This window comes from Arthrobacter sp. E70, assembly GCF_058266945.1.
The window spans coordinates 284,994-306,564 of record NZ_JBYQFR010000004.1 but is presented as its reverse complement, the minus strand read 5'-3'; the positions used below and the strand labels follow the sequence as shown (position 1 = coordinate 306,564).

Sequence of the window (21,571 nt, the reverse complement as noted above, 5' to 3'; positions counted from 1 at the left end):
CGTACGCCTCCGCCGGCCACGCTGCCCGGCAACCGGAAGCGGTTGCGGACTAACCGCGGGGGCGGGGAAGTCCGGGACCGGAGGCGTCGCCATTGGAGTCAGGCGCGGCGTGCCGGGGGCTGTCGATCCCCTCCTGCGCGTCAGCAGCCTCCACATCCGCGGCGGCCGCAGCCGCCATGCGCTCCTCCTCAACCTGGGCCCGGTAGCGGACCCGGCGGATCCGGCGCACCATGTCGACGATCAGCAGCGCCGTGGCCACCACAAAGAAGGCGGTCATGATGAACCCCAGCAGGCCCGGGGTTACCTGGTCCTCCGAGATTCCGTCCCGGAGTGTGGGAGTGGGCAGCGGGGTCGGCGTGGTGGCGAGGCTGAGGAGCAGAGAATGCACGGTGGATACCTTCTGGTGGAACGGATGCAGCAGGAAGCGGACAGCGCCGGCCGGGGCCGCGGGTGTCTTCTACGCCAGATAGAAATTGCCTGCCTGTCTATCTTAGCCCGGCAAACAGGTCCTTCTCCGGGAGTTCGGACGGCACCCGCGAAGAGATCAGGGAGTAGTCCTCCCAGGGCCAGGCGCGTCGCTGCATCTCCGGCGAGACGGCAAAGAAGAACCCCAGCGGGTCAACCTGTGTGCGGTGGGCGCGCAGTGCGTCGTCGCGCACTTCGAAGAAGTCCCCGCAATCGATCTGGGTGGTGGTCGGGTGGGGCGCCGGTGGCGGGGTGTGCCCTTCCGCGTCGGACTCCAGCCACGCCGCCAGCCGCTCCGCGTACGGGGACTGGAGCCCGGCCTCTTCCAGCGCAAAATGCAGGGCACGGAAACGTTCCGGGCTGAACGCACGGTCGTAGTAGAGCTTGCTGGGTTCCCAGGGCTCCCCCGCTTCCGGGTAGCGCTGGGGGTCCCCGGCGGCGTCGAAGGCTTCCACCGCAACCCGGTGGGCCATGATGTGGTCCGGATGGGGGTAGCCACCGTTCTCGTCATAGCTGAGGATGACGTGGGGTTTGAACGAGCGGACCAGCCGCACCAATGGCGCGGCCGCCTGGTGCAGGGGCAGGGTCGCGAAGGATCCGGCCGGAAGGGGCGGCAGCGGGTCGCCCTCCGGGAGCCCCGAATCAACGAAGCCCAGCCACCGCTGCCGGATGTTGAGGATGGCCGCTGCCTGCTCCATTTCCAACCGCCGGGCACCGGCCATGTCCCGCTTGGGGTGCGGCTCCCCCTCCACTGCGGAATTCTGGATGTCGCCACGGGAGCCGTCCGTGCACGTCGCCACGAGGACGTCCACTCCTGCCGCCGCGTACATGGCCATGGTCGCAGCACCCTTGCTCGACTCGTCATCCGGGTGGGCATGGACTGCCAGCAGCCGGAGCGGCATCTGGGCTTTGCTGGACGCTGTCATGGCTGGGACTGCTCCTGGTTCTTCTGGAAGCGGCGTGTGGCGGCGCCGCGGACGGTGGCCGTGCGGTGCTGGCCTGTACGGCGGCTGCTCGCCCCCGCAAAGCGCAGGCGGAAAGGGCACTAAACTGGTCTGGTGACTTCCCCGGACCAGCCGGCCCATCCCGCGCCCGCAGACACTAGCCTAGCCAATCGGTATGGTGCTAAAAAGCGCAGGCTCACCCCCACTGCAGCCCGCACCGCTGTCGGGGTTGCGCTGGCGGTGGGAATAGGTTTCCTGGCGTGGGTTTCAACATCGAATTCGCTGTCCGGCGTGACGTTCAAGGACATCGGCTACAGCACCACCGACTCCACGCTGGCGGAAGTGGATTTCCAGGTGACGCGCGAGCCTGCCAAGACGGTTAAGTGCGCGGTCAAAGCCCTGGATTCGAAATTCGCGGTGGTGGGCTGGAAGGTCGTGGACATCCCGCCGTCCGTGGCAGATGGAACGCCCGACGGCGGCAGGACGGTCGCCCAGCGGGTCACGGTACGCACGGAGTCAGCGTCCGTATCCGGCGTCGTTGACAGCTGCTGGATCCCCGGGGATGGGCAATGAAACATGTGACGTGCAACGCTTCGAGGTTGGGTTAACTCCAGAGGATTGACTACAATAGAGAGATACCTTCACCCCGCTGAGCTGGTTACTGTTCCACAAGTGGCCACCGTGGCGGGGTCTTTTGCATGTAGGACCACTAGAGGAGAAGTCCGTGTCTACCACCAACAGCGCATCTGCAGCCTGGCTCACCCAGGAGGCTTTTGACCGCCTGAAGGCAGAGCTGGACCACCTTTCCGGCGCTGGCCGGGCGGAGATCGTCCAGAAGATTGAAGCAGCCCGGCAAGAGGGGGACCTCAAGGAAAACGGTGGCTACCACGCTGCCAAGGAGGAACAGGGCAAGATCGAGGCCCGTATCCGCCAGCTGACGGTACTCCTTCGCGACGCACACGTGGGCGAAGCCCCTGCTGATGACGGCATCGTGGAGCCCGGCATGATCGTGGTGGCCAGGATCGCCGGCGACGAAGAGACCTTCCTGCTCGGCTCCCGTGAAATTGCCGGCGGCTCGGACCTGGACGTGTTCAGCGAGAAGTCCCCGCTTGGTGCTGCCATCCTTGGGCACAAGGAGGGCGACACCCTCAGCTACGTGGCGCCCAACGGCAAGGACATCAAAGTGGAGATCCTCTCCGCCAAGCCTTACACGGGCTAGCACCAGCGCAACGAAAACGGCGGCCTCCCTCCCGGGACGGCCGCCGTTTTCGCTGTGATCCCGGTGCCTGCGGCGCACCGGGATCCTGTGTCAGAATCCGCTGCCTGCCCGTGTGTGGCGTGGACGAAGAAGAAGCGCTGCCACCACTCCCCCGGCAGCACCGCCAAGGTGGGCCTGCCAGCTGACGTAGCCTGCTACGAATGGCAGGACTCCCAGCAGGATGCTCCCGTAGCCCATGAAGAGGACCACGGCGAGCAGGATCTGCCGCCAGCTGCGGTTGAAGAAACCACGCACCAGGAGGAACGAGAAAAGCCCGAAGACCAGGCCTGAGGCGCCCACGGTCACGCCGTCGCCGATCAGCCACACGGTGAGCCCGCTGCCAAGCCAGCTGAAGGCCAGGGCGGTCAGGAACACCCGCAGCCCCGAGAGGAACACCAGGAAGCCGAAGATGATCAGCGGCAGGCTGTTGGAGAGCAGGTGGTTCAGGTTCGCGTGCAGGAGCGGAAAAGTGAGGATATCCAGCAGCCCGTCCGCACTCCTGGGCCGCAGCCCGAATGTCCGGTTGAGCGCACCCAGCATCAGGCTGTTGGCCAGCTCGAGGACAAAGAGCAAAGCCACGAACCCACCCAGCACGAGCAGCCCGCCCCTGGCCCGGGAGGCGACTTCCTGCCGTTCCGGAAGGCGCCCGTTACCCATCGGTCCGGCCACGGCCGCTCCTAGTGCACGACGATCGGCTGGAAGCCTTCGGCGCGGAGCGCGCTGAGGACCTGCTCACCGTGCTGGTGGCCCTTGGTTTCCAGGTTCACGGTGATGGAGACGTCTCCCATGCTGATCGATCCGCCCACCCGGGTGTGGTCAAGCCCGGTGACGTTGGCGTCGTTTTCGGCGATGATGCGGGCGATCGTGGCGAGCGAACCGGGACGGTCATCGAGCATCATCCGTACAGTCATGTAGCGGCCTGCTGCGGAGAGGCCGCGCTGGATGACCTTGAGCATCAGCATCGGGTCGATGTTGCCGCCGGAGAGGACCACCGCGGTGGTGCCCGGGTTCTCAATCTTCCCGTCCATCAAGGCGGCGACGCCCACGGCGCCGGCAGGCTCCACCACCATCTTTGCCCGCTCGAGCAGGAAGATCAGCGCGCGCGCCAGCGAGTCCTCACTGACGGTGACAACGTCGTCGACGAGTTCGCGGATGATGCTGAACGGCAGCTGCCCGGGGCGTCCGACGGCGATGCCGTCCGCCATGGTGGACACCTTTTTCAAGGGCACCAGCGCGTCTGCTGCCAGCGACGGCGGGTAGGCAGCGGCGTTTTCGGCCTGCACACCGATGATGCGGATCTCCCGTCCCAGCTCCCTCGCCCTTGCCTTGATGGCGACGGCGACGCCAGCCAGGAGCCCGCCCCCGCCAACACCCATCAGGACGGTGTCCACGTTGGGCACCTGCTCGAGGATCTCCAGTCCCAGCGTGCCCTGGCCCGCCACGACGTCAACATTGTCGAAGGGGTGGACGAACACCGTTCCCGTCTCGTTGCTGTAGCGCTGGGCTTCCGCGAGGGCCTCGTCCACGTTGTGGCCGTGCAGGACCACTTCAGCGCCATGGCTGCGGGTTGCGGCGAGCTTCGGCAGCGCCACACCCAGCGGCATGTAGATGCGGGCCTTGATGCCCAGGCTCTTGGCGGCAACGGCGACGCCTTGCGCATGGTTGCCGGCGGAAGCTGCCACCACCCCGCGCTTTTTCTCTTCGGGCGACAGCCGTGCCATCCGCACATAGGCCCCGCGCACCTTGAACGAGCCGGCGCGCTGCAGGTTTTCGCATTTGAAGTAGACGTCCCCGCCCACCATGTTTCCCAGCGCCCGCGAAGACTCCACGGGCGTACGCGCAATAATCCCGTCAAGCAGCTTCTGCGCCTCCAGGACATCGTCCAGTGTGACGGGAAGGGTTTCAAGGATTTTCACGGACTATTCTCCTCTGGGTTCGGCCCCGTTGCCCGGTCGGGAGGCGGTGCGGGCATCACGGTGTTCACTTGTGGTGCCGGCCGTCTGGTCCTTCCCGGGGCCGGAGGCGGCCGGCGGTTCAACGTCCTCGATGGTGTTGTCCGGGCCTGCTCCGGCTGTAATGGGCTTTCCGGCAATTACCGGCACCTGTTCATGTTCCCACGTTCTCGCGGCGATGTAGCGAACGGCCGAGTTTGCTACGGCCAGGATGGGCACAGAGAAGAGCGCGCCCGGGATGCCGGCGAGGTAGGAGCCCGCCGCCACGCTCAGGATCACGGCAACGGGATGCAGCGAGACCGCCTTGCCCATGACCAGCGGCTGCAGGATGTGTCCCTCAAGCTGCTGGACCAGCAGGACGATTCCCAGCATGATCAGCGCGTTGACCGGACCGTTGGCCACCAGGGCCAGCAGCACGGCAACGACGCCGGTGACCAGGGCGCCGACCACAGGGATGAAGGAGCCGAGGAAAACCAGGACGCCCAGGGGCAGTGCCAGGGGAACGCCGATGATCGCAGCACCCACGCCGATGCCGACGGCGTCGACCGCTGCGACGAACATCTGGATGCGCGCATAACTGACCATGGATGCCCAGCCCTTGCGGCCCGCGCCAAAGGTAGCCGCCCGGGCTTTCCGGGGAAGCAGCCGGACCAGGAAGGCCCAGATCCGGTCCCCCTCAAGGAGGAAGAAGATCAGGATGAACAGCGCCAGGAGCATTCCGGCCGCGAAGTGTCCGGCGGTGCTGCCGAAGGACAGGGCGCCGCTGAGGATGCTGCTGCTGTTGTTCTGCAGCGCATCGCTGGCTTCCTTGACGTACTGGTCAATCTGGGCGGCGGTCAGGTGGAGCGGGCCGGCCGACAGCCAGTCCTGGACCTGCCGCACGCCTTCAAGCGCCTGGGACCAGAGCTCGCCAAAGCCGACGACGAGTTGCCGCCCGACCAGCGCCAGCGCCCCTGCGATCACGCCGATGAAGCCCAGGACGGTCACAGCCACGGCCAGGCCGGCAGGCAGGCCGCGCCGCTTCAGCCACGCGGTGACCGGGCTCAGCAGCCCGGCCAGCAGCGCAGCCACCATGACCGGGATGAGCAGGAGGGTGACGTGGCTGAGCAGCCACACCACGGTTCCGGCCATCAGGAGGATCAGCCCCAGGCGCCAGGACCAGGACGCGGCAATGCGCACGCCGTACGGTATGTCCTTGTCGAGTTCACGGTCCGTCAGGACCCGCAGCGGCGCAGCGGAAACCTGCGCGGAAGATTGCCTTGCCTGGGTAACGTCGTCCTCGTTTGGCCTCATACGCCAATACTTCCGCAGCCGTCGGCTAATGGGAAACTAGCGGCCGCCCGTGGCGGGCAGGTAATCGATCCCCCATTCCATGCTGAAGGACTCCCCCGGCGGAAGCCACCTCAGCCCATCACCGGAGTTGAAGGCGTTCGCCGGCCCTGTCATGGGCTCCACAGCAACGGCACGGGTCCGGCCGGGAAAGACCGTACTCACGTAGATGTGGACGTAACGGCAGGACTCGTCCTGCCACAAAGCCACCTGGCTGCCGTCTGCGGCAGCCAGCACGTGCCGGGCCTTGCCGGCCTCAAATCGAAGATCCGTGAGGGCGACGTCGATGGCCAGGTCGGCAACCCGCCCGCCCGAACGGAAATCAGCGTCACCCTCGACCGGCGCTGAACTGCGGGGAATCAGTCGCTCGTCGGTGACGAGGCGGGTGCCGGCAGCGACCGTCAGGACCAGTTCCTCGACCGGAGCCTCCCCCAGCCGCAGGTAGGGGTGGGCGCCCAGGACAAACGGCGCCGGCGCCGCCGAGTCGTTTGCCAGGGTCTGCCGGACCCGCAGGCCCAGATCCTCCGTCAGCTGGTAGTCAACCCGGTGCCGGGCGCGGAACGGGTAGCCATGCTGCGGAAAAATCGTGGCTTCCAGCGACACCGAATGCCCAGACTGCCCAAGGGGCGTGTATCCGGTGTTCCGCAGGAGGCCGTGGCTGGCGTTGTTGCGGCTGACTTCGGTGATGTCCAGTTGCTGTTTCTTGCCGTCCAGGAACCATTGCCCGTCCTCCACCCTGTTGGCCCAGGGCGCCAAGGTGATGCCGGCTCCTCCGGGCGGGATCTCGTCGTCGCCGTAGGTCTCGGTGAGCAGGACCCCGGCGCGGCTGAAGGAGCGGAGACCGGCCGCGAGTTCGGTGACCACCGCCACGGCGTCCCCGCGGCGAAGCTCGTACTGGTGGCCCGTCGCGCAGGTCGGGGGGCTGGTGGGGGCTGGAATTTCCGGATTGGAAGACGCTGTCATGCGCCTTACCGTACAACGGGCAGCGCCGCTCCTCCACCAAACCCGCTTGTTACTTTTTGTTGTTAACTATTCATTGTTGATCGCTTATGGGAAGATTTCTGCATGACAGGGATCACCAGTACCAAACTCTCGGACGGCCGCGAGCTGATCTACTTCGACGACGCCGGCAGCAATGCCTCCCGCGCCGCCCACCTGACGACGGACCACCGCGGCCTGCCGGCCCGGGGCGAACCGGGCGAGATCCGTTTCGATGCGTTGACGGAAGAGTGGGTTGCCGTTGCCGCGCACCGCCAGACCCGCACCCACCTTCCCCCGGCGGACCAGTGCCCGATTTGCCCCACCACTGCCGGCAATGCATCGGAGATCCCTGCAGGGGACTATGACGTCGTGGTGTTCGAAAACCGCTTCCCCTCCCTTGGGCCGGCCCTGGGTCCGGTTCCCGCGGACGCGGTCTGGGGAACGAAGGGACCTGCCTATGGGCGCTGCGAAGTGGTTTCCTTTACCCCGGAGCACACAGGTTCCTTCAGCGGCCTGAGCCCGGAACGGTCCCGCACGGTCATTGAAGCCTGGGCCCAGCGCACGGAGGCGCTGAGCGCCATGGCCGGGATCAAGCAGGTGTTCCCGTTCGAGAACCGTGGCGCGGATATCGGCGTCACGCTGCACCACCCCCACGGGCAGATCTACGCCTACCCCTACGTCACGCCCCGCGCCGGCGTCCTGGGTGCAGCGGCACGTAAGTACTATGACTCGAAAGACGGCAAGGAAACCCTGACCGGTTCCTTGCTGCGGGCCGAACGCGAGGACGGCAGCAGAATGGTCCTGGAAGGTGCCAATTTCAGCGCGTACGTCCCCTTCGCAGCGCGCTGGCCGCTGGAAATCCACCTGGTGCCGCACCGCCACGTCCCGGACCTTGCCGCGCTGGACGGCGAGGAAAAGGATGAACTCGCGCACCTTTATCTGGACCTGCTCAAGCGCGTCGACGCCCTCTACCCAACCCCCACCCCGTATATCTCCGCCTGGCATCAGGCACCCCTGGATGATGCCCTCCGGCCGGCCGGTTACCTTCATCTGCAGCTGACGTCTCCACGCCGTGCCGCCGATAAGCTGAAGTACCTCGCCGGTTCGGAAGCAGCGATGGGCGCGTTCATCAACGACACCACGCCGGAGAGCGTAGCGGAGCGGCTGCGCAATGTGGCCGTCCCGCCGTCGTCCCAGCCCGTTGCCGCCGTGGCGGCCGCAACCGAAGGAGCCTCCGCATGAGCAAAGCCCCCAGCCCTGGCGCTGGTCCCGCCCCCGCCGGCACCGAAGAGCTCACCGATCGCTTCAGCCGCGAGTTCGGTGGACGGCCCGACGGCGTCTGGCAGGCCCCCGGCCGGGTGAACCTCATCGGGGAACATACCGACTACAACGAGGGCTTCGTCCTTCCCTTCGCCATCGACCGCACGGCGCGCGTTGCGGTCGCAGCCCGCCCGGACTCCACCGTCCGTCTGCTGTCCACCTACGGGGACCAGGGTGTCGTCACCGCTTCGGTGGAGTCGCTGCAGCCGGGAACCGCCAAGGGCTGGACCAAGTACCCCCTCGGTGTCATGTGGGCCTTGCGCGAGCGCGGCATCGATATCCCCGGAGTGGACCTCCTGCTGGACTCCAACGTGCCGCTGGGCGCCGGCCTGTCGTCGTCGCATGCCATCGAGTGCGCCGTCATTTCGGCCCTGAACGACCTCACGGGCGCCGGCCTGGAAGCGGAAGACATGGTCCTGGCCACCCAGCGGGCCGAAAACGACTTCGTGGGCGCGCCCACCGGCATCATGGACCAGTCAGCGTCCCTGCGGGGATCGAAAGGGCACGCGGTCTTCCTGGATTGCCGGAACCAGCAGGCCAGCCTGGTTCCGTTCGAGACCGAACCGGCCGGGCTGGTGCTGCTGGTCATCGACACGAAGGTTTCACATTCCCATGCCGACGGCGGTTACGCTTCCCGGCGGGCATCGTGTGAACTCGGCGCCGAGGTACTGGGCGTCAAGGCCCTGCGGGACGTGGAGGTGGCTGACCTCGAGGAGGCGTCCGGGCTGCTGGACGAGGTCACATTCCGCCGGGTGCGCCACGTGGTGACGGAGAACGACCGGGTGCTGCAGACGGTGGAACTGCTGGGCCGCCAGGGCCCCTCAGCCATCGGCCCGTTGCTGGACGCCAGCCACGCCTCCATGCGCGACGACTTCGAAATCTCATGCCCGGAACTGGACCTGGCAGTGGACACCGCCCGGGCCAGCGGCGCCATCGGTGCCCGGATGACCGGGGGCGGCTTCGGCGGGGCAGCCATCGCGCTCACTCCGGTGGATGCCGAACAAAAGGTGCGTGGCGCCGTCGCCAAGGCTTTCGCCGACGCGGGATATGCGGCGCCGGACATCTTCACCGTCTCCCCCGCCGCGGGAGCCATGCGCATTGCCTAGGCGCGCCTGCTCCCTGCTGCGGCGGCGCTTTAAAGACTGTGGGCCCCACCAGCTTGGTGGGGCCCACAGTTGTTTGATGTACGACGGCGGGAGCTGCCGCAGTGCCTAGTCGTCGCCCCGGAGGATGGCCAGCAGGCGGATGATCTCCACGTAGAGCCAGATCAGCGTCACAGTCAAGCCGAAGGCTGCAGTCCAGGAGAAGCGCTGCGGAGCGCCGCTGCGGACGCCGGCCTCGATGCTGGTGAAGTCCATGACCAGGGAGAACGCGGCCAGGCCAATGGCCAGCAGGCCGATGAAGACGCCCAGCGGAATGCCGAAGATCTCAACGCTGCGCAGGCCGAAGGGCTGCTGCAGGACACCGGTCCACATCATCACCATGTTGACCAGGGCGAACACGGCATACCCGATGACGGCGATCATGAAGAAACGCATGGCCTTCGGGGTGGCGCGGACTTTGCCGCTCTTGAAGAGCACCAGGGTCACGGCGAACACTGACAGCGTGCCGATGACAGCCTGCAGGCCGACGCCTGGGAACTGCGTGTCCAGGATCCGGGTCAGGCCGCCGAGGAAGAGTCCTTCCAAGGCTGCGTAGGCCAGGATCAAGGCCGGGGACGGCTGCTTCTTGAAGGTGTTAACCAGGGCGAGCACGAAGCCGCCCAGGGCGCCGACGATCATGAGCATCGATGCCAGGCCCAGTCCGACCGTGAGGGTGATGGCGGCGCCCACCAGGACGGCCCCGAGGCACGCTGCGGTCTTCATGATGACGTCGTCGAACGTCATTCGGCCGGTGTCTGCAGGCCCGGCCGAAGGCTGGCTGTACATCTGGCGCAGCTGCTCGTCCGTCATGCTCTGCGGCTGCGCGCTCCAGCCCTGCTGGCCGTACGGCTGGCCGTAGGGTGCCTGGCTGTACGGCTGCTGGCCATACTGGGCCTGGCCGTAGGGAGCACCGTAAGGAGCCTGCGGTACAGGCGGTGCCTGGGTGGCTCCACGGAAACTCTTTCCGTTGAAGATCGGGTTGCCGCCAAGTGCCATTGCGGGGTTCCTCCATGTTGGGTGTGGGTGATGTACTTTTCGTTACGCTACCAATTCCCACGTCGGGCTTCTCCCGAAAGTTCCCGCAGCAGCCTCTCCGCAACCTAACCGTGACTCTTGGTCCGGTGGACAGCGGCGGTGGACACGGCCGGTGGACACGGCCGGTGGACAGGGCGGGGGCCGGGCGGCTGCCCGGCCCCCGGCCCTCTACCCGACGCCCAGGTAGGCCTCCTTCACGGCGGGATCCTCCAGGAGTTCCTTGCCGGTGCCGCTGTGCGTGATCTCGCCGGTCTCCAGCACGAACGCCCGGTGGGCTCCGGCCAGCGCCTGGTTGGCGTTCTGCTCCACCATCAGGACCGTGGTGCCCTGGTTGTTGATTTCCTTGATGATCTTGAAGATCTGGCGGATGAACTGCGGCGCCAGGCCCATGGATGGCTCATCGAGCAGCAGCAGCTTCGGGTTGGACATCAGCGCCCGGCCAATGGCGAGCATCTGCTGCTCACCGCCGGACATGGTGCCGCCGAACTGCTTTTCCCGCTCCTTCAGCCTGGGAAACAGGTCGAAGACCCGTTCCAGGTCCTTGGCTACGCCGCTCCTGTCCTTGCGGCCAAAAGTTCCCATGTCCAGGTTTTCCATGACGGTCATGCCCGGGAAGATGCCGCGCCCCTCCGGGGCCTGGGAAATGCCGTGCACAACCCGGATGTGCGCCTTCATCTTGGTGATGTCCTGGCCGGCGAAGGTGATTTTGCCTTCCGAGCAGTTGAGCAGGCCCGAGATGGTCCGCATGGTGGTGGTCTTGCCCGCGCCGTTGGCCCCGATCAGGGCCACCACTTCCCCCTCATTGACCGTGAAGGACATGTCCCGCAGGGCCTGGATGCGTCCGTAGTGGACAGACACTCCTTTAAGTTCAAGCAACGTCATCTTCGGGCTCTCCCAGGTAGGCGGCGATAACACGCGGGTCTTCACGGATTTCGCGGGGCAGTCCGTCCGCGATCTTCTTGCCGAATTCCAGCACGACGATCCGGTCCGTCACTCCCATGACGAGCTTCATGTCGTGCTCAATCAGCAGTACCGTGTAGCCCTCATCCCTGATGGTGCGGATGAGGGCCATGAGCTCCTCTTTTTCCGCGGGGTTGAAGCCGGCCGCGGGCTCGTCAAGGCAGAGCACTTTGGGATCGGTGGCCAGGGCCCGGGCGATTTCCAGCCGCCGCTGGTAACCGTAAGGCAGCTGGCGGGACAGCACATGCGCATGGCTGCCGATGCCCACGAAATCCAGCAGGGCCATGCCGCGCTCAATGGCCGACTTTTCCTCCCGGATGTGCGTGGGCAGGCGAAGCAGGGCTCCGCCCACGCTGGTGCGGTGCCGGGCATCCAGGCCCACCACCACATTCTCCAGCGCGGTCATCTCGCCGAACAGCCGGATGTTCTGGAACGTGCGTGACAGGCCCAGGCGCGTGATCTTGTGCTGCTTGATGCCGTTGAGGACCTGGCCCTCCAGCACCACCTTGCCGCTGGTGGGCTTGTAGACACCTGTCATGGCGTTAAAGCAGGTGGTCTTTCCCGCACCGTTGGGGCCGATAAGCCCCAGGATCTCACCGCGCTTGATGTTGAAACTGATATTGTCCAGGGCCACGAGGCCGCCGAACTTGATGGTCAGGTTCTGCACCTCCACGATGTTGTCGCCTACTTTGACCGCGATGTCGCGGTCAGGCGCCACCTTCTCAGCCAGTTCCTGGTCGACCCCGGCCTCCGCGAGGGCCTCCATGTCCAGTTCCGGGGCGACGGGGGCCCCTGGGCTGTCCTGTGCCGCGGCACCGTGTGCCGGCTGCTCTTCCACGCTGCTGGAGCCGGCGTGCCTTTCCTCGGAGCTCATGCCTCCGCTCCTCTCTCGCCGGTCACGCGGGAATCCGTGCCCGCCGGCGGGTTGTCAGTGTCCTTGGGTTCCATGGCGTCCCGGCGGGTGACCTTGTTCAGGGCCGTCCGGCCATAGGCCAGCAGCCTCTGGCGGGCAGGAAGCAGGCCCTGGGACCGGAAGATCATGATCAGCACCAGCGCGATGCCGAAGATCAGGTACTTGTATTCGGCGATCGCGGTGAAGCGCAGCGGAATGTAGCTGACCAGGGCACCGCCCAGGATGGCTCCCACCTTGTTGCCGGCGCCGCCCAGCACCACGGCGGCGAGGAACAGGATGGAGGTGGTGACATCGAACTTCTGGTTGTTGACGAACCCCACCTGCCCGGCGAAAAGAGCCCCGGAGAGGCCGCCGATTGCGGCGCCAATGGCGAAGGCCCACACCTTGTACTTGAAGGTGGGAACACCCATGATTTCCGCGGCGTCCTCATCTTCACGGATGGCGATCCAGGCCCGGCCCACCCGGCTGCGTTCCAGGTTGCCGACCAGGAGGGTGACGATGATGATGATGGTCAGCGTCAGCCAGTACCAGGGCACGCCGTTTGAGTTGGAGAAGATTGGCGTGCCGTCAGCCTCGGTACCCGGCGGGTGGCCGACGTTCTGGAAGCCGACCTGGCCCTTCATGGCCGGGATGATCGTGGCCAGGATGCGGATGATTTCACCGAAGCCAAGCGTCACGATGGCGAGGTAGTCGCCCCTGAGGCGCAGGGTGGGCACGCCCAGCATGACGCCGAAGAACATGGTGACCGCCATGGCCACGGGAAGCGTCCACAGGTACGGGATGTGCAGGTAGGGCGAATCCGGGCTGGTCAGCATGGCGGCAACGTAGGAACCCACCGCGAAGAAGGCCACGTACCCCAGGTCCAGCAGCCCGGCGTAGCCCACCACGACATTCAGTCCGACGGCGATCAGCGCAAAGCGTGCCATATCGAAGCAGGCAAGGGCGAAGTTGTTGCCCGGCTCGGTGGTGATGATCGGCGGGTTGATCAGCGGAAGCAGGTAGGCCAGTACTACAACGATCGCCAAGAAAGCCCACTGCTGCTGGCGGGACAATGCGTGCCAGCGGTCGGAGAAGTAGCCGGGCTTGCGTTTCCCCCGTTGGCCCATGTCGCTTCTTCCTGCGGCCTTCAACGAGGCTTCGCGGTCCTCTGCTGCCTGCTCGGCTGCAGCTGTCTGCAGCGGCGTGGGGCCGTCCGTCATACTCATGCCTTGCTCCTTCCAAGGGAGGTTCCCAGGATGCCTTCGGGGCGCAGCAACAGCACGAGTACCAGCACCACGAACGCTACGACGTCGGTCCACTGCGAGTTGCCCAGCAGAATCTGGCCGTAGTTGCCGATCAGGCCGAGCAGCAGGCCGCCCAGCAAAGCCCCGCGAACGTTGCCGATGCCGCCGAGCACCGCCGCCGCGAATGCCTTGATACCCAGGACGAACCCACCGCTGTACTGGACACCGGACGGGATTTTCATGACGTAGAACAAGGCGGCGGCTCCCGCGAGCAGGCCTCCGATCACGAAGGTGGTAATAATGATGCGCTCTTTGTTGACGCCCATCAACGTTGCCGTGTCCGGATCCTGGGCAACGGCCCGGATGCCGCGGCCGGTGCGTGACTTGCTGATGAACCGGTCAATGCCCACCATCATGATGACTGCGGCGATGATGATCACCAGCTGCTGCGAATCAATGATGGTGCCGAAGACGTCGAAGATGGGGGTGGGCCGGAACATCGTCAGCGCCAGTTCGGGGCTGGGTCCGCGCCACAGGTAGATCAGGTACTGGATGGTGAAGGAAGCACCGATGGCAGTGATCAGGAACACCAGGCGGGGGGCGTTCCGTTTGCGCAGCGGCTTGTAGGCAATGCGCTCCAGCAGGAAGGCCGTCACGGCCGAGGCAACCATGGCCAGGACCAGCGCCAGGAGCAGGTTGAGAATAATGGCCCAAATGTCCAGCCTGGGGACCGATGGACCGAAGCCAAGGCCGCTGAGGGTGAAAAAGACGGCGTAGCAGCCGACGATGAACACTTCCGAGTGGGCGAAGTTGATCAGGTTGAGCACACCGTAAACCAGCGTGTAGCCCAGCGCTACGAGAGCATAAATGGCACCGAAGGTGAGGCCGTCAAAGGTGGCACTCCAGAAATTCTCGGCCAGCGACGGTACGTCGAAGGTGATCCAGTCGTTTTCCGTCGGGAGTAGTGGGATAAGAGAGGGAAGCATGGGAACATCCTGATCCAGTTGCACGCGGCCTTGTGGGCCCGGCCGTGGGACTTATGTCTATTGACCTGGTTTGGTCATGGGCTGCTGCCGAGCGAAGAAAAGGCTGTGGGGGCCTGCTGATGCTGGCCCCCACAGCCGATCCTGCCGTTCCGGCTACTCCCCGATCGGGCCGACGGGAACGATCTTTCCGTTCTCCACCTTGTAGCCGTATACCGTTGGGGCCTGGAGCTCGCCCTTGGCATCCCACTTGTAGTGCTTGCTCAGGCCGTCCTTATCGTAGGACTTGACCCAGGAGAGCAGGTCCGCGCGGCTCTGCTTGCCCGCATCGATACCGGACAGGAGGACGGTGGCGGCGTCGTAGCCCTCGATGGAGTAGGTACCGGGCTCCGCACCCTTGGAGACTTCCTTGTAGGCCGAGGCGAAATCGGGGATCAGTTCACCCGGGAGGCACGGGCAGGTGAAGTAGGCGTTGTTCGAAGCGTCGCCTGCCTGCTTGATGAACTGGTCGTCCTTCACGCCGTCAGGGCCCACGAATGTGCCGGTGAAGCCCTTGCCCACCAGCTGCTGGGCAAACGGTGCACCCTCAGCGTAGTAGCCGGCGTAGTAAACCGCGTCGGCCTTGGCGTTCATGATCTTGGAGATGACGGCCGAGAAATCCTTCTGCCCGGTGGTCACCTTCTCCGTACCCGTCAGGGCGCTGCCCAGGCCGCCAGAGGTAGAGGTTCCCAGGCCGATGCCGTAGTCGGAGTCGTCCTGGACCAGGTACACCTTCTTGGCTCCGAGCTTGCCCGTGAGGAACTTGGCGGCTGCAGGGCCTTGGACGGCGTCGTTGCCGAGGCCCCGGAAGAAGGTGGTCCAGCCATTCTCGGTCAGGCTGGGGTTGGTTGCCGACGGCGTGATGTGGACCAGGCCCTTCTGCTCGAAGATGTTGCCCGTGGCCTTGGACTCACCGGAGAACGGGAGGCCGATCACGCCGATGATGTCTGTCTCGCTGACCATCTGGGTGACTGGGCCGGTGGCCTTGTTCGGGTCGCCTTCGGTATCGAACTTCTTGAACTGGACCTGGCAGCCGGGGTTGGCCTTGTTGTGCTGGTCGATGGCCAGCTGGATGCCGTTGAAGATGTTGACGCCGAGCTGGGCGTTGGGGCCGGTCTGCGCGCCGGCATAGGCGATCGTGGTGCTGGCCGGGCAGGTTGCCTTGCCGTCGCCGGCCGGCCGGACTGCGTTGGCTGGAACGTCGACTTTCGAGATGGCAGGGATGTTCACCTTGTTGGACGAGCCGGAGCTCTCACCGCCGGTGGTGGGACCCGATGGGTTGGCGCAGGCCGACATCAGCAAGCTGAATGCGCCTGCCGCTGCCAACGAGGTGAGGACTTTCTTTCGGTACATGTGTCTGCCTTCCGAAACAGGGCCATGCGATGCAAGTGCGGAAACGTAGGGGCGCATCGGCGCCCATAGTGAAACCAGGTATTCCTGATTTAGCTTCAAGCTAATGCATAGACAGCAGGGAAACTAAGTGACTGAGGTCACAGCCTTATAACAGTCGTTTCCTATCCGGAATTAAATGGCGGAAGCCGCCTGCAACGCAGGCGGCTTCCGGGCGGGCGGGCCCCTTGAGGGCTCCGGCCGCGATGTACCCCAGGTGGGACTCGAACCCACAACACGCGGATTTTAAGTCCGCTGCCTCTGCCAATTGGGCTACTGGGGCGCCGGGTCAATGGTACCTGCCCAAGGGGCCCGGGCCGGAAACGCCGACGGCGGCCTGCCCCCACAAAGGGACTGGCCGCCGTCGTACGTCTTATGGAACCTGCAGCGATGGCTACTTGGCGCTGGCGGGCACCGTTTCCTTCGGCGCGGCAGCCGTTGAACCGGAGCCGCCGGCGGGGACGGCCGCCGGGGCAGCAGCCGGCTTAGGAGCCGGGGTGGCGGCGGCCACGAAGGCACCGCGCGGGTTGTCCAGGTCCAGCAGCTGGGTGGTGTCGCGTCCGGCGAAGAAGCTGATGATCCAGTTCAGGATCACGCGGAACTTGCGCTCGAAGGTGGGCATCGCCATGCCGTGGTAGCCGCGGTGTGCCAGCCAGGCCAGTGGACCCTTGAGGCCGATGCGGCCCAGGAGGTTGATGTTGGCCACGCCCTTCCATTCGCCGAAGCCGGCCACTGCACCCAGGTTCTTGTGCTTGTAGTCCGCCAGCGGCTTGTCCCAGCGCGAGGCCCACAGGTTCTTGGCGAGGCGCTTGGCCTGGCGAAGGGCGTGCTGGGCGTTCGGGACGCAGGTGCCGTCCGGCAGTCCCTTGCCCGTGAGGTCGGGAACGGCGGCGATGTCGCCGGCGGCCCAGGCGTTCTCCACGATGCCCTCGTCACCGGCGATGCGGAGGTCGGGCAGGACGCGGACGCGGCCGCGGGGTTCGAGCGGGAAGTCGGTGGAGCGCACCATCGGGTTCGCCTGCACGCCGGCCGTCCACACCAGGGTGTCAGCCTCGAACTCCTGCGCGGGGGTCTTGTCCGGGAGGTTGATCAGCTTGAGGGTGCCCTCTGCGCTGTCCAGGGAAGTGTTCAGGAGGACCTCGATGCCGCGGCTGCGCAGGTGCTCAACCACCCAGTCGGCCTGCGTAGCGGTGACCTCGGGCATGATGCGGCCCATGGCTTCGACCAGGACGAAGCGGACTTCCTCCTGCTTGATGCGCGGGTTGTTGCGCACGGCGGCGCGGGCAAGGTCTTCCATCTCGGTGATGCATTCGATGCCGGCAAAGCCACCGCCGACCACCACGAAGGTGAGGGCCCGGGCACGGGCCACGGGGTCGGTCATAGTGGAGGCAACCTCGATGCGCTCCAGGAGCTTGTTGCGCAGCGCGACAGCTTCCTCGATGGTCTTCAGGCCGATGCCCTTGTCCGCAAGGCCCTTGATGGGGAAGGTGCGGGTGATGGCGCCGGCCGCGAGGACGACGTCGAAGTAGGGAACCTCGAAGTTCTCCCCACCGTCGGCCGGAGCCACGACAGCAGTGCGGTTGACGTGGTCGATGGAGGTGACGCGGCCCTGGATCAGTTCCGTCTGCTTGAGGTGCTGGCGGTGGGACACCACAGCGTGGCGGGCTTCGATGTTGCCGCCGGCCACCTCGGGAAGGAAGGGCTGGTAAGTCATGTAGGGCAGCGGATCGACGACGGTGACGATGCCGCCGGCGTTTGCGATCTTCTTCTGGAGTTTCAGTGCTACGTACAGGCCGACGTACCCGCCGCCGACGACGAGTACCCGGGGACGGTCCTGGAGCTGTGGGGTGGTTGCCATAATTTAAGGATACAGGAGTTTGTGAAAGTCTTCACTAGCCCCTGCCCCTCCTGCGTAACCTAGGGATTGCGGCGGGAATCGACTCTTTCCACTACTCCTGTGTCGGGTTCTTCACGGGCGAGGGCCGGGTTGCGTGCAGCCCGGCGGAGCTGGACGGCGGCCGCCGCGATGATGGCCAGGAACAGGATGGCAAAACCGATCACGACGGCGGCGCCGATGGCACTGTCCCGCTGCGAGGGAGCCTTGGCAGCGGGAACGGTTGCTTCCGGCAGCGTGGGTGCAGCGCTTGGCACTTGGGTGGGCGCGGGCTGAGCGGTTGCCGGTGCCGCCGGATTCCCCCGCCTGTGGACGCGGATCCATTCGGCGATCGAGCCCAGCGGGTTGGCCGTCACCTCGGGGACGTCGGCTTTGAGGGCGGCCTCGGCGTTGAGGATGCCGTAGCCGTACAGCGGGTCCTTGCCCGGTGCACCGGCATCCTTTGCCGTCGAAACGATCCGGTTGATCACCTGTTCGGAGGTCATGTCCGGCCATTTGGAACGGATCAGCGCGGCCACGCCGGCGACGATGGGAGTGGACCCTGAGGTTCCGGCCCATTCGGCGTAGCTGCCGCCCGGAAGGCCGCCCACCAGGTTTTCGGCAGGCGCGGCGACGCCGATGCTGATTCCCTGGGAGGACGCGTCCACGCTTGCCACGTTCTTGCGGTCCAGTCCCGCCACGGTGAGCACGCCGGGAATGGTGGCCGGAGCGCCCACCTGGGTGTTGCCGCCCACGCGGTTGCCGGCAGCGGCGACGATGACCACGTCCTTCTGCTCGGCGTAGAGGAAGGCGGCGTCCCAGCTCTGCGGCCACTGGGGGGTGGTGCTGCCGAGCGATATGTTGATGACTTTGGCGCCGTTGTCCACGGCCCAGCGGACGGCTTCCGGGATTTGGTCCTGGTCGCTTTTGCCGGCGGGGTTGGGCGAGCCCAGCCACGTGGACACGGACAGGATCTGCGCCTCGGGGGCCACACCCATGATGCCGTCCGGCAACGGGGCGGAGGGACCCGGGCTCGGGCTGGGGCTGGGGGTGGCGTTGGCAGGCTGGTGGCCCCGGCCGGCCAGCATGGTGGCGACGAGGGTCCCGTGCTCGGGCTTGGAACCAACACTCTTCTGCCCGTCGGGCTGGCCGGAACCCGAGGCGTCGTAGCCGCCGGCGACCGCGCCCTTCAGGTCCGGGTGCTGGGCGTCGACGCCGCTGTCGATGACCGCAACCTTGACATTGGCGCCCTTGGACACTTCCCAGGCCTTGGTGATGCCGGAATCAGCCAGCCAGTACTCCTTGTCCCGCCATTCGTCCGCCCTCGCCTGGGGGGCGGTGAACAGGCCGGCGAACAGGCTGCAGGCAGCCAGGAGCAGGGCCAGCAGCCCGGCCCCCAGCCGGCGGAGGACTGCCGGTGCCAGTGAGGTGGTCTGCATCCGCTTAACCGATGCTCAACGCGATGCCGTCGAGGATGTCGTGCTCGCTTGCGGTGGCCGCCGTGATCCTCCCGCCGCTGAGCGCACCCATGTGTTCCAGGATGCGGCGCCACACGAGTCCCCCGGCGCCGATGACATCCACCCTTCCGGGATGCATGTATGGCAGCGCGGCGCGTTTGTCCCGGCTCATGGCCAGCAGGTCGGTGGCGGCAGCCCGCACCTCGTCGATGGGCAGTTCGGCGCCATGAATGACGTCCGGGCGGTATTCCGGCAGGCGGAGCGCGTGCGCGGTGATGGTGGTGATGGACCCGGCAACACCGACGACGGCGGTGGCGCGTTCCAGCGGCACGTCGCGTCCGGCGCGGGCAATGGCGGCGTCGACGTCCGCTTCTGCGGCGGCGATCTGTTCGGCAGTCGGAGGATCGTCCCGCAGGTGCCGTTCCGTCAGGCGCACGCAGCCGATGTCCACCGATTTTGCCGCCGTGACGCCGGCGGCGGTGCCGAGCACAAACTCGGTGCTCCCTCCGCCGAGGTCGACCACCAGCACTTCATGGCCGTCGAGTATGGGCAGCACGCTGCTGGCCCCGGCGAAGGACAGCGCGGCTTCCTCGTCCCCGGAAATGACTTCCGGCTCCACTCCCAGCAGGTCCCTGATTCCGGTCACGAAGACATCGCGGTTGCGGGCATCGCGGCTGGCGGAAGTCGCCACGAACCGGATCTTCGATGCGCCGTGCTCCCGGATGAGGCGGGCATAGTCGGCGGTGGCCGCGAAGGTCCGTTCCAGTGCTTCGGGCGCAAGTTCGCCGGTGGCATCCACGCCCTGGCCCAGGCGCACGACGCGCATCTCCCGCACGACGTCGGTCAGGGCGGTGCTGCCGTTGCTGCGGTCGATGTCCGCGATCAGGAGCCGGATGGAGTTGGTGCCGCAATCGATGGCGGCGACGCGGGTCATTGGGCCGCCTTGCCGGAGCCGGCAGGCTTCCGTACGGGAGCCGGCCGGCCAACGATATCCGGCAGGCCCTGGGGCCCGTGCCGGCTGAGGTCCTTGGACGGGGCCTCGCCGGTGGTGTCCCAGGCTCCGTCGCAGTAGCACTTGTCGGCGGTCCACCATTCGCTGATCAGTTCCAGCGCCCTGTCCCCCAGCGGGTTGACGCCGGTGCCGGCGGCCAGGGAATGGCCCACCAGTACGTGCAGGCATTTGACGCGGGTGGGCATACCTCCAGCGGAGACGCCGTCGATTTCCGGAACCGGGCCGATGCCGGAACGCCGGCCGATCGCCTCCCGGGCGGCGAGGTATTCCTCATGGGCCGAGCGGTAGGCCTCCGCAAGCCCCGGATCGCCGGCGAGCTGATCGTTCATGTCATTCATGACTCCGGCCGCTTCCAGCCGGGAAACAGCGGAGGTGATGACGGGGTGCGTCAGGTAGAAGGTCGTGGGGAACGGCGTGCCGTTGCTGAGCCGGGGTGCCGTGGCGGCCACCAGCGGGTTGCCGCAAACGCAGCGCGCCGGAATCTCCACGACATCGCGGACGGGACGTCCCAGTTGCCGGCTCAATACTTCAAGGTCGCGTGCTGTCGGTTGGCGGGATTCGTCCCGGGCGGCTGCCGTGTTGTCTTCCACTGTCGCGGGCCGTCCTTCCTGTGCGGTTCAGTCTGTGGCCGCGCGCCTGATGGACTCCCACAGGGAATCCACCCACGGCAGATCGGCGGGGTCTTGTGCTGCTGCGCCGGTAGGGCTACTGCTTTCTCCGGCCGGCAAATCGCTGCCGAAGACCCAGTAGCCGGTTTCGCCCGGCATAACCATGTTAATGCGGTCGCGGGCCTGCTGCTTCACGTAGTTGGGGTCCTGCCAGCGTGACACCTGCTGCCGGAGGACGTCACCTTCGGCCTGGCGAGCGGCGATATCGGCATTCAGGGCGTCGATTTCCGCCTTCTTGTCGAAGAAGACCTTGACCGTGGGCGCAAGCATGATGGTGATGGCAATCATGACCACGGCCAACGCCAGCATCCGCCCTGAGAAGGCCTTTGCCGGAACGGGCTGCGGTGCATCGTCCGCCTCGGCGGGGGTACCGCCCGCGACGCTGCTCCCCTTGCCGCTTCGCTTGCCGGTGCTTCGCGCGGCCTTGCCGTGCCCCGCCGTCGAGCGTTCCGCCGTCGACCTTTCCGCAGCAGGACCCCGTGCGTTCCCCGCACGTTCCTTGGATTCCCCGGCCGTGCTTTCCTTGCCGGCGCCGAAGTGGGCGCGGATGACGTCGGCGCCCTCGGCGGACTCCCCGGCAGAACGGTTGGGGGCGGCCTTGGGAACTTTGGGACGGCGGGTAGCCATG

The 21,571-nt window shown here is 66.2% G+C and carries 21 protein-coding genes and 1 tRNA gene; 4 read left to right on the top strand and 18 right to left on the bottom strand.

Features of this window, described 5'->3' with window-relative positions:
* Positions 1 to 49: 49 nt before the first annotated feature.
* Both AC3IMC_RS07060 and mca read right to left on the bottom strand, forming a co-directional pair.
* Positions 50 to 388 carry a hypothetical protein gene (locus tag AC3IMC_RS07060; RefSeq protein ID WP_490917679.1) on the bottom strand — a complete coding sequence of 113 codons (339 nt, stop codon included), beginning with the start codon at positions 386 to 388 and terminating at the stop codon, positions 50 to 52.
* A 97-nt stretch (positions 389 to 485) separates the two neighbouring features.
* Positions 486 to 1,391 carry a mycothiol conjugate amidase Mca gene (mca, locus tag AC3IMC_RS07055; RefSeq protein WP_490917678.1) on the bottom strand — a complete coding sequence of 302 codons (906 nt, stop codon included), beginning with the start codon at positions 1,389 to 1,391 and terminating at the stop codon, positions 486 to 488.
* 132 nt (positions 1,392 to 1,523) lie between these two features.
* On the opposite strand from mca, the gene AC3IMC_RS07050 reads away from it, so the two are divergent.
* Together AC3IMC_RS07050 and greA are read left to right on the top strand one after the other, a co-directional pair.
* Positions 1,524 to 1,982, top strand: a complete 459-nt coding sequence (locus tag AC3IMC_RS07050) for a DUF4307 domain-containing protein (protein WP_490917677.1) — start codon at positions 1,524 to 1,526, stop codon at positions 1,980 to 1,982.
* 151 nt (positions 1,983 to 2,133) lie between these two features.
* On the top strand, positions 2,134 to 2,628 hold the full coding sequence (gene greA / locus AC3IMC_RS07045) for a transcription elongation factor GreA (protein ID WP_490917676.1): 495 nt from the start codon (positions 2,134 to 2,136) through the stop codon (positions 2,626 to 2,628).
* A 90-nt stretch (positions 2,629 to 2,718) separates the two neighbouring features.
* Here the strand turns inward: greA and AC3IMC_RS07040 are convergent, their stop codons facing one another.
* Genes AC3IMC_RS07040 through AC3IMC_RS07025 form a run of 4 tightly spaced genes read right to left on the bottom strand, consistent with a single transcriptional unit; the run spans position 2,719 to position 6,911 of the window.
* Positions 2,719 to 3,336: a rhomboid family intramembrane serine protease gene (locus AC3IMC_RS07040; RefSeq protein WP_490917675.1), complete on the bottom strand. Its 618-nt coding sequence runs from the start codon at positions 3,334 to 3,336 to the stop codon at positions 2,719 to 2,721.
* An 8-nt stretch (positions 3,337 to 3,344) separates the two neighbouring features.
* Positions 3,345 to 4,583, bottom strand: coding sequence for a threonine ammonia-lyase (gene ilvA / locus AC3IMC_RS07035; RefSeq protein ID WP_221383994.1), 1,239 nt, complete (start codon positions 4,581 to 4,583; stop codon positions 3,345 to 3,347).
* Between the two features lie 3 nt (positions 4,584 to 4,586).
* Complete coding sequence (locus AC3IMC_RS07030) at positions 4,587 to 5,912, bottom strand: AI-2E family transporter (RefSeq protein ID WP_490917674.1); 1,326 nt, start codon at positions 5,910 to 5,912, stop codon at positions 4,587 to 4,589.
* Between the two features lie 36 nt (positions 5,913 to 5,948).
* The gene (locus AC3IMC_RS07025) at positions 5,949 to 6,911 is read right to left on the bottom strand and encodes an aldose 1-epimerase family protein (protein ID WP_490917673.1); all 963 of its coding nucleotides are present in this window, start codon (positions 6,909 to 6,911) and stop codon (positions 5,949 to 5,951) included.
* Between the two features lie 102 nt (positions 6,912 to 7,013).
* On the opposite strand from AC3IMC_RS07025, the gene galT reads away from it, so the two are divergent.
* Both galT and galK read left to right on the top strand, forming a co-directional pair.
* Positions 7,014 to 8,171 carry a galactose-1-phosphate uridylyltransferase gene (galT, locus tag AC3IMC_RS07020; RefSeq protein WP_490917672.1) on the top strand — a complete coding sequence of 386 codons (1,158 nt, stop codon included), beginning with the start codon at positions 7,014 to 7,016 and terminating at the stop codon, positions 8,169 to 8,171.
* On the top strand, positions 8,168 to 9,355 hold the full coding sequence (gene galK / locus AC3IMC_RS07015; protein ID WP_490917671.1) for a galactokinase: 1,188 nt from the start codon (positions 8,168 to 8,170) through the stop codon (positions 9,353 to 9,355). The genes galT and galK overlap by 4 nt, the downstream gene beginning before the upstream one ends.
* A gap of 105 nt (positions 9,356 to 9,460) precedes the next feature.
* On the opposite strand, the gene AC3IMC_RS07010 is transcribed toward galK, so the two are convergent.
* The 12 genes from AC3IMC_RS07010 to AC3IMC_RS06955 form a co-directional block, all read right to left on the bottom strand.
* Entirely contained in the window at positions 9,461 to 10,387 is a 927-nt protein-coding gene (locus AC3IMC_RS07010) for a Bax inhibitor-1/YccA family protein (protein WP_490917670.1), read from the bottom strand.
* A 207-nt stretch (positions 10,388 to 10,594) separates the two neighbouring features.
* Positions 10,595 to 11,308 (bottom strand): ABC transporter ATP-binding protein, encoded by a 714-nt coding sequence (locus AC3IMC_RS07005; RefSeq protein ID WP_490917669.1) that lies wholly within the window; start codon positions 11,306 to 11,308, stop codon positions 10,595 to 10,597.
* Positions 11,295 to 12,260, bottom strand: a complete 966-nt coding sequence (locus AC3IMC_RS07000) for an ABC transporter ATP-binding protein (protein WP_454481300.1) — start codon at positions 12,258 to 12,260, stop codon at positions 11,295 to 11,297. Before AC3IMC_RS07000 ends, AC3IMC_RS07005 begins: the two co-directional genes overlap by 14 nt.
* Positions 12,257 to 13,504 (bottom strand): branched-chain amino acid ABC transporter permease, encoded by a 1,248-nt coding sequence (locus tag AC3IMC_RS06995; RefSeq protein ID WP_490917668.1) that lies wholly within the window; start codon positions 13,502 to 13,504, stop codon positions 12,257 to 12,259. Before AC3IMC_RS06995 ends, AC3IMC_RS07000 begins: the two co-directional genes overlap by 4 nt.
* The gene (locus AC3IMC_RS06990; RefSeq protein ID WP_490917667.1) at positions 13,501 to 14,508 is read right to left on the bottom strand and encodes a branched-chain amino acid ABC transporter permease; all 1,008 of its coding nucleotides are present in this window, start codon (positions 14,506 to 14,508) and stop codon (positions 13,501 to 13,503) included. Before AC3IMC_RS06990 ends, AC3IMC_RS06995 begins: the two co-directional genes overlap by 4 nt.
* A gap of 153 nt (positions 14,509 to 14,661) precedes the next feature.
* Positions 14,662 to 15,897 carry a branched-chain amino acid ABC transporter substrate-binding protein gene (locus tag AC3IMC_RS06985; RefSeq protein WP_490917666.1) on the bottom strand — a complete coding sequence of 412 codons (1,236 nt, stop codon included), beginning with the start codon at positions 15,895 to 15,897 and terminating at the stop codon, positions 14,662 to 14,664.
* A gap of 245 nt (positions 15,898 to 16,142) precedes the next feature.
* Positions 16,143 to 16,216: transfer RNA gene (locus tag AC3IMC_RS06980), tRNA-Leu, on the bottom strand.
* A 111-nt stretch (positions 16,217 to 16,327) separates the two neighbouring features.
* Positions 16,328 to 17,791 (bottom strand): NAD(P)/FAD-dependent oxidoreductase, encoded by a 1,464-nt coding sequence (locus tag AC3IMC_RS06975; protein WP_490917665.1) that lies wholly within the window; start codon positions 17,789 to 17,791, stop codon positions 16,328 to 16,330.
* 59 nt (positions 17,792 to 17,850) lie between these two features.
* Complete coding sequence (locus AC3IMC_RS06970; RefSeq protein ID WP_490917664.1) at positions 17,851 to 19,245, bottom strand: S8 family serine peptidase; 1,395 nt, start codon at positions 19,243 to 19,245, stop codon at positions 17,851 to 17,853.
* Between the two features lie 4 nt (positions 19,246 to 19,249).
* Positions 19,250 to 20,197, bottom strand: a complete 948-nt coding sequence (locus AC3IMC_RS06965; RefSeq protein ID WP_490917663.1) for a Ppx/GppA phosphatase family protein — start codon at positions 20,195 to 20,197, stop codon at positions 19,250 to 19,252.
* On the bottom strand, positions 20,194 to 20,865 hold the full coding sequence (locus AC3IMC_RS06960) for a DUF501 domain-containing protein (RefSeq protein ID WP_490917662.1): 672 nt from the start codon (positions 20,863 to 20,865) through the stop codon (positions 20,194 to 20,196). The genes AC3IMC_RS06965 and AC3IMC_RS06960 overlap by 4 nt, the downstream gene beginning before the upstream one ends.
* Positions 20,866 to 20,892: 27 nt before the next feature.
* Positions 20,893 to 21,570 carry an FtsB family cell division protein gene (locus AC3IMC_RS06955; protein WP_490917661.1) on the bottom strand — a complete coding sequence of 226 codons (678 nt, stop codon included), beginning with the start codon at positions 21,568 to 21,570 and terminating at the stop codon, positions 20,893 to 20,895.
* Position 21,571: the final 1 nt, after the last annotated feature.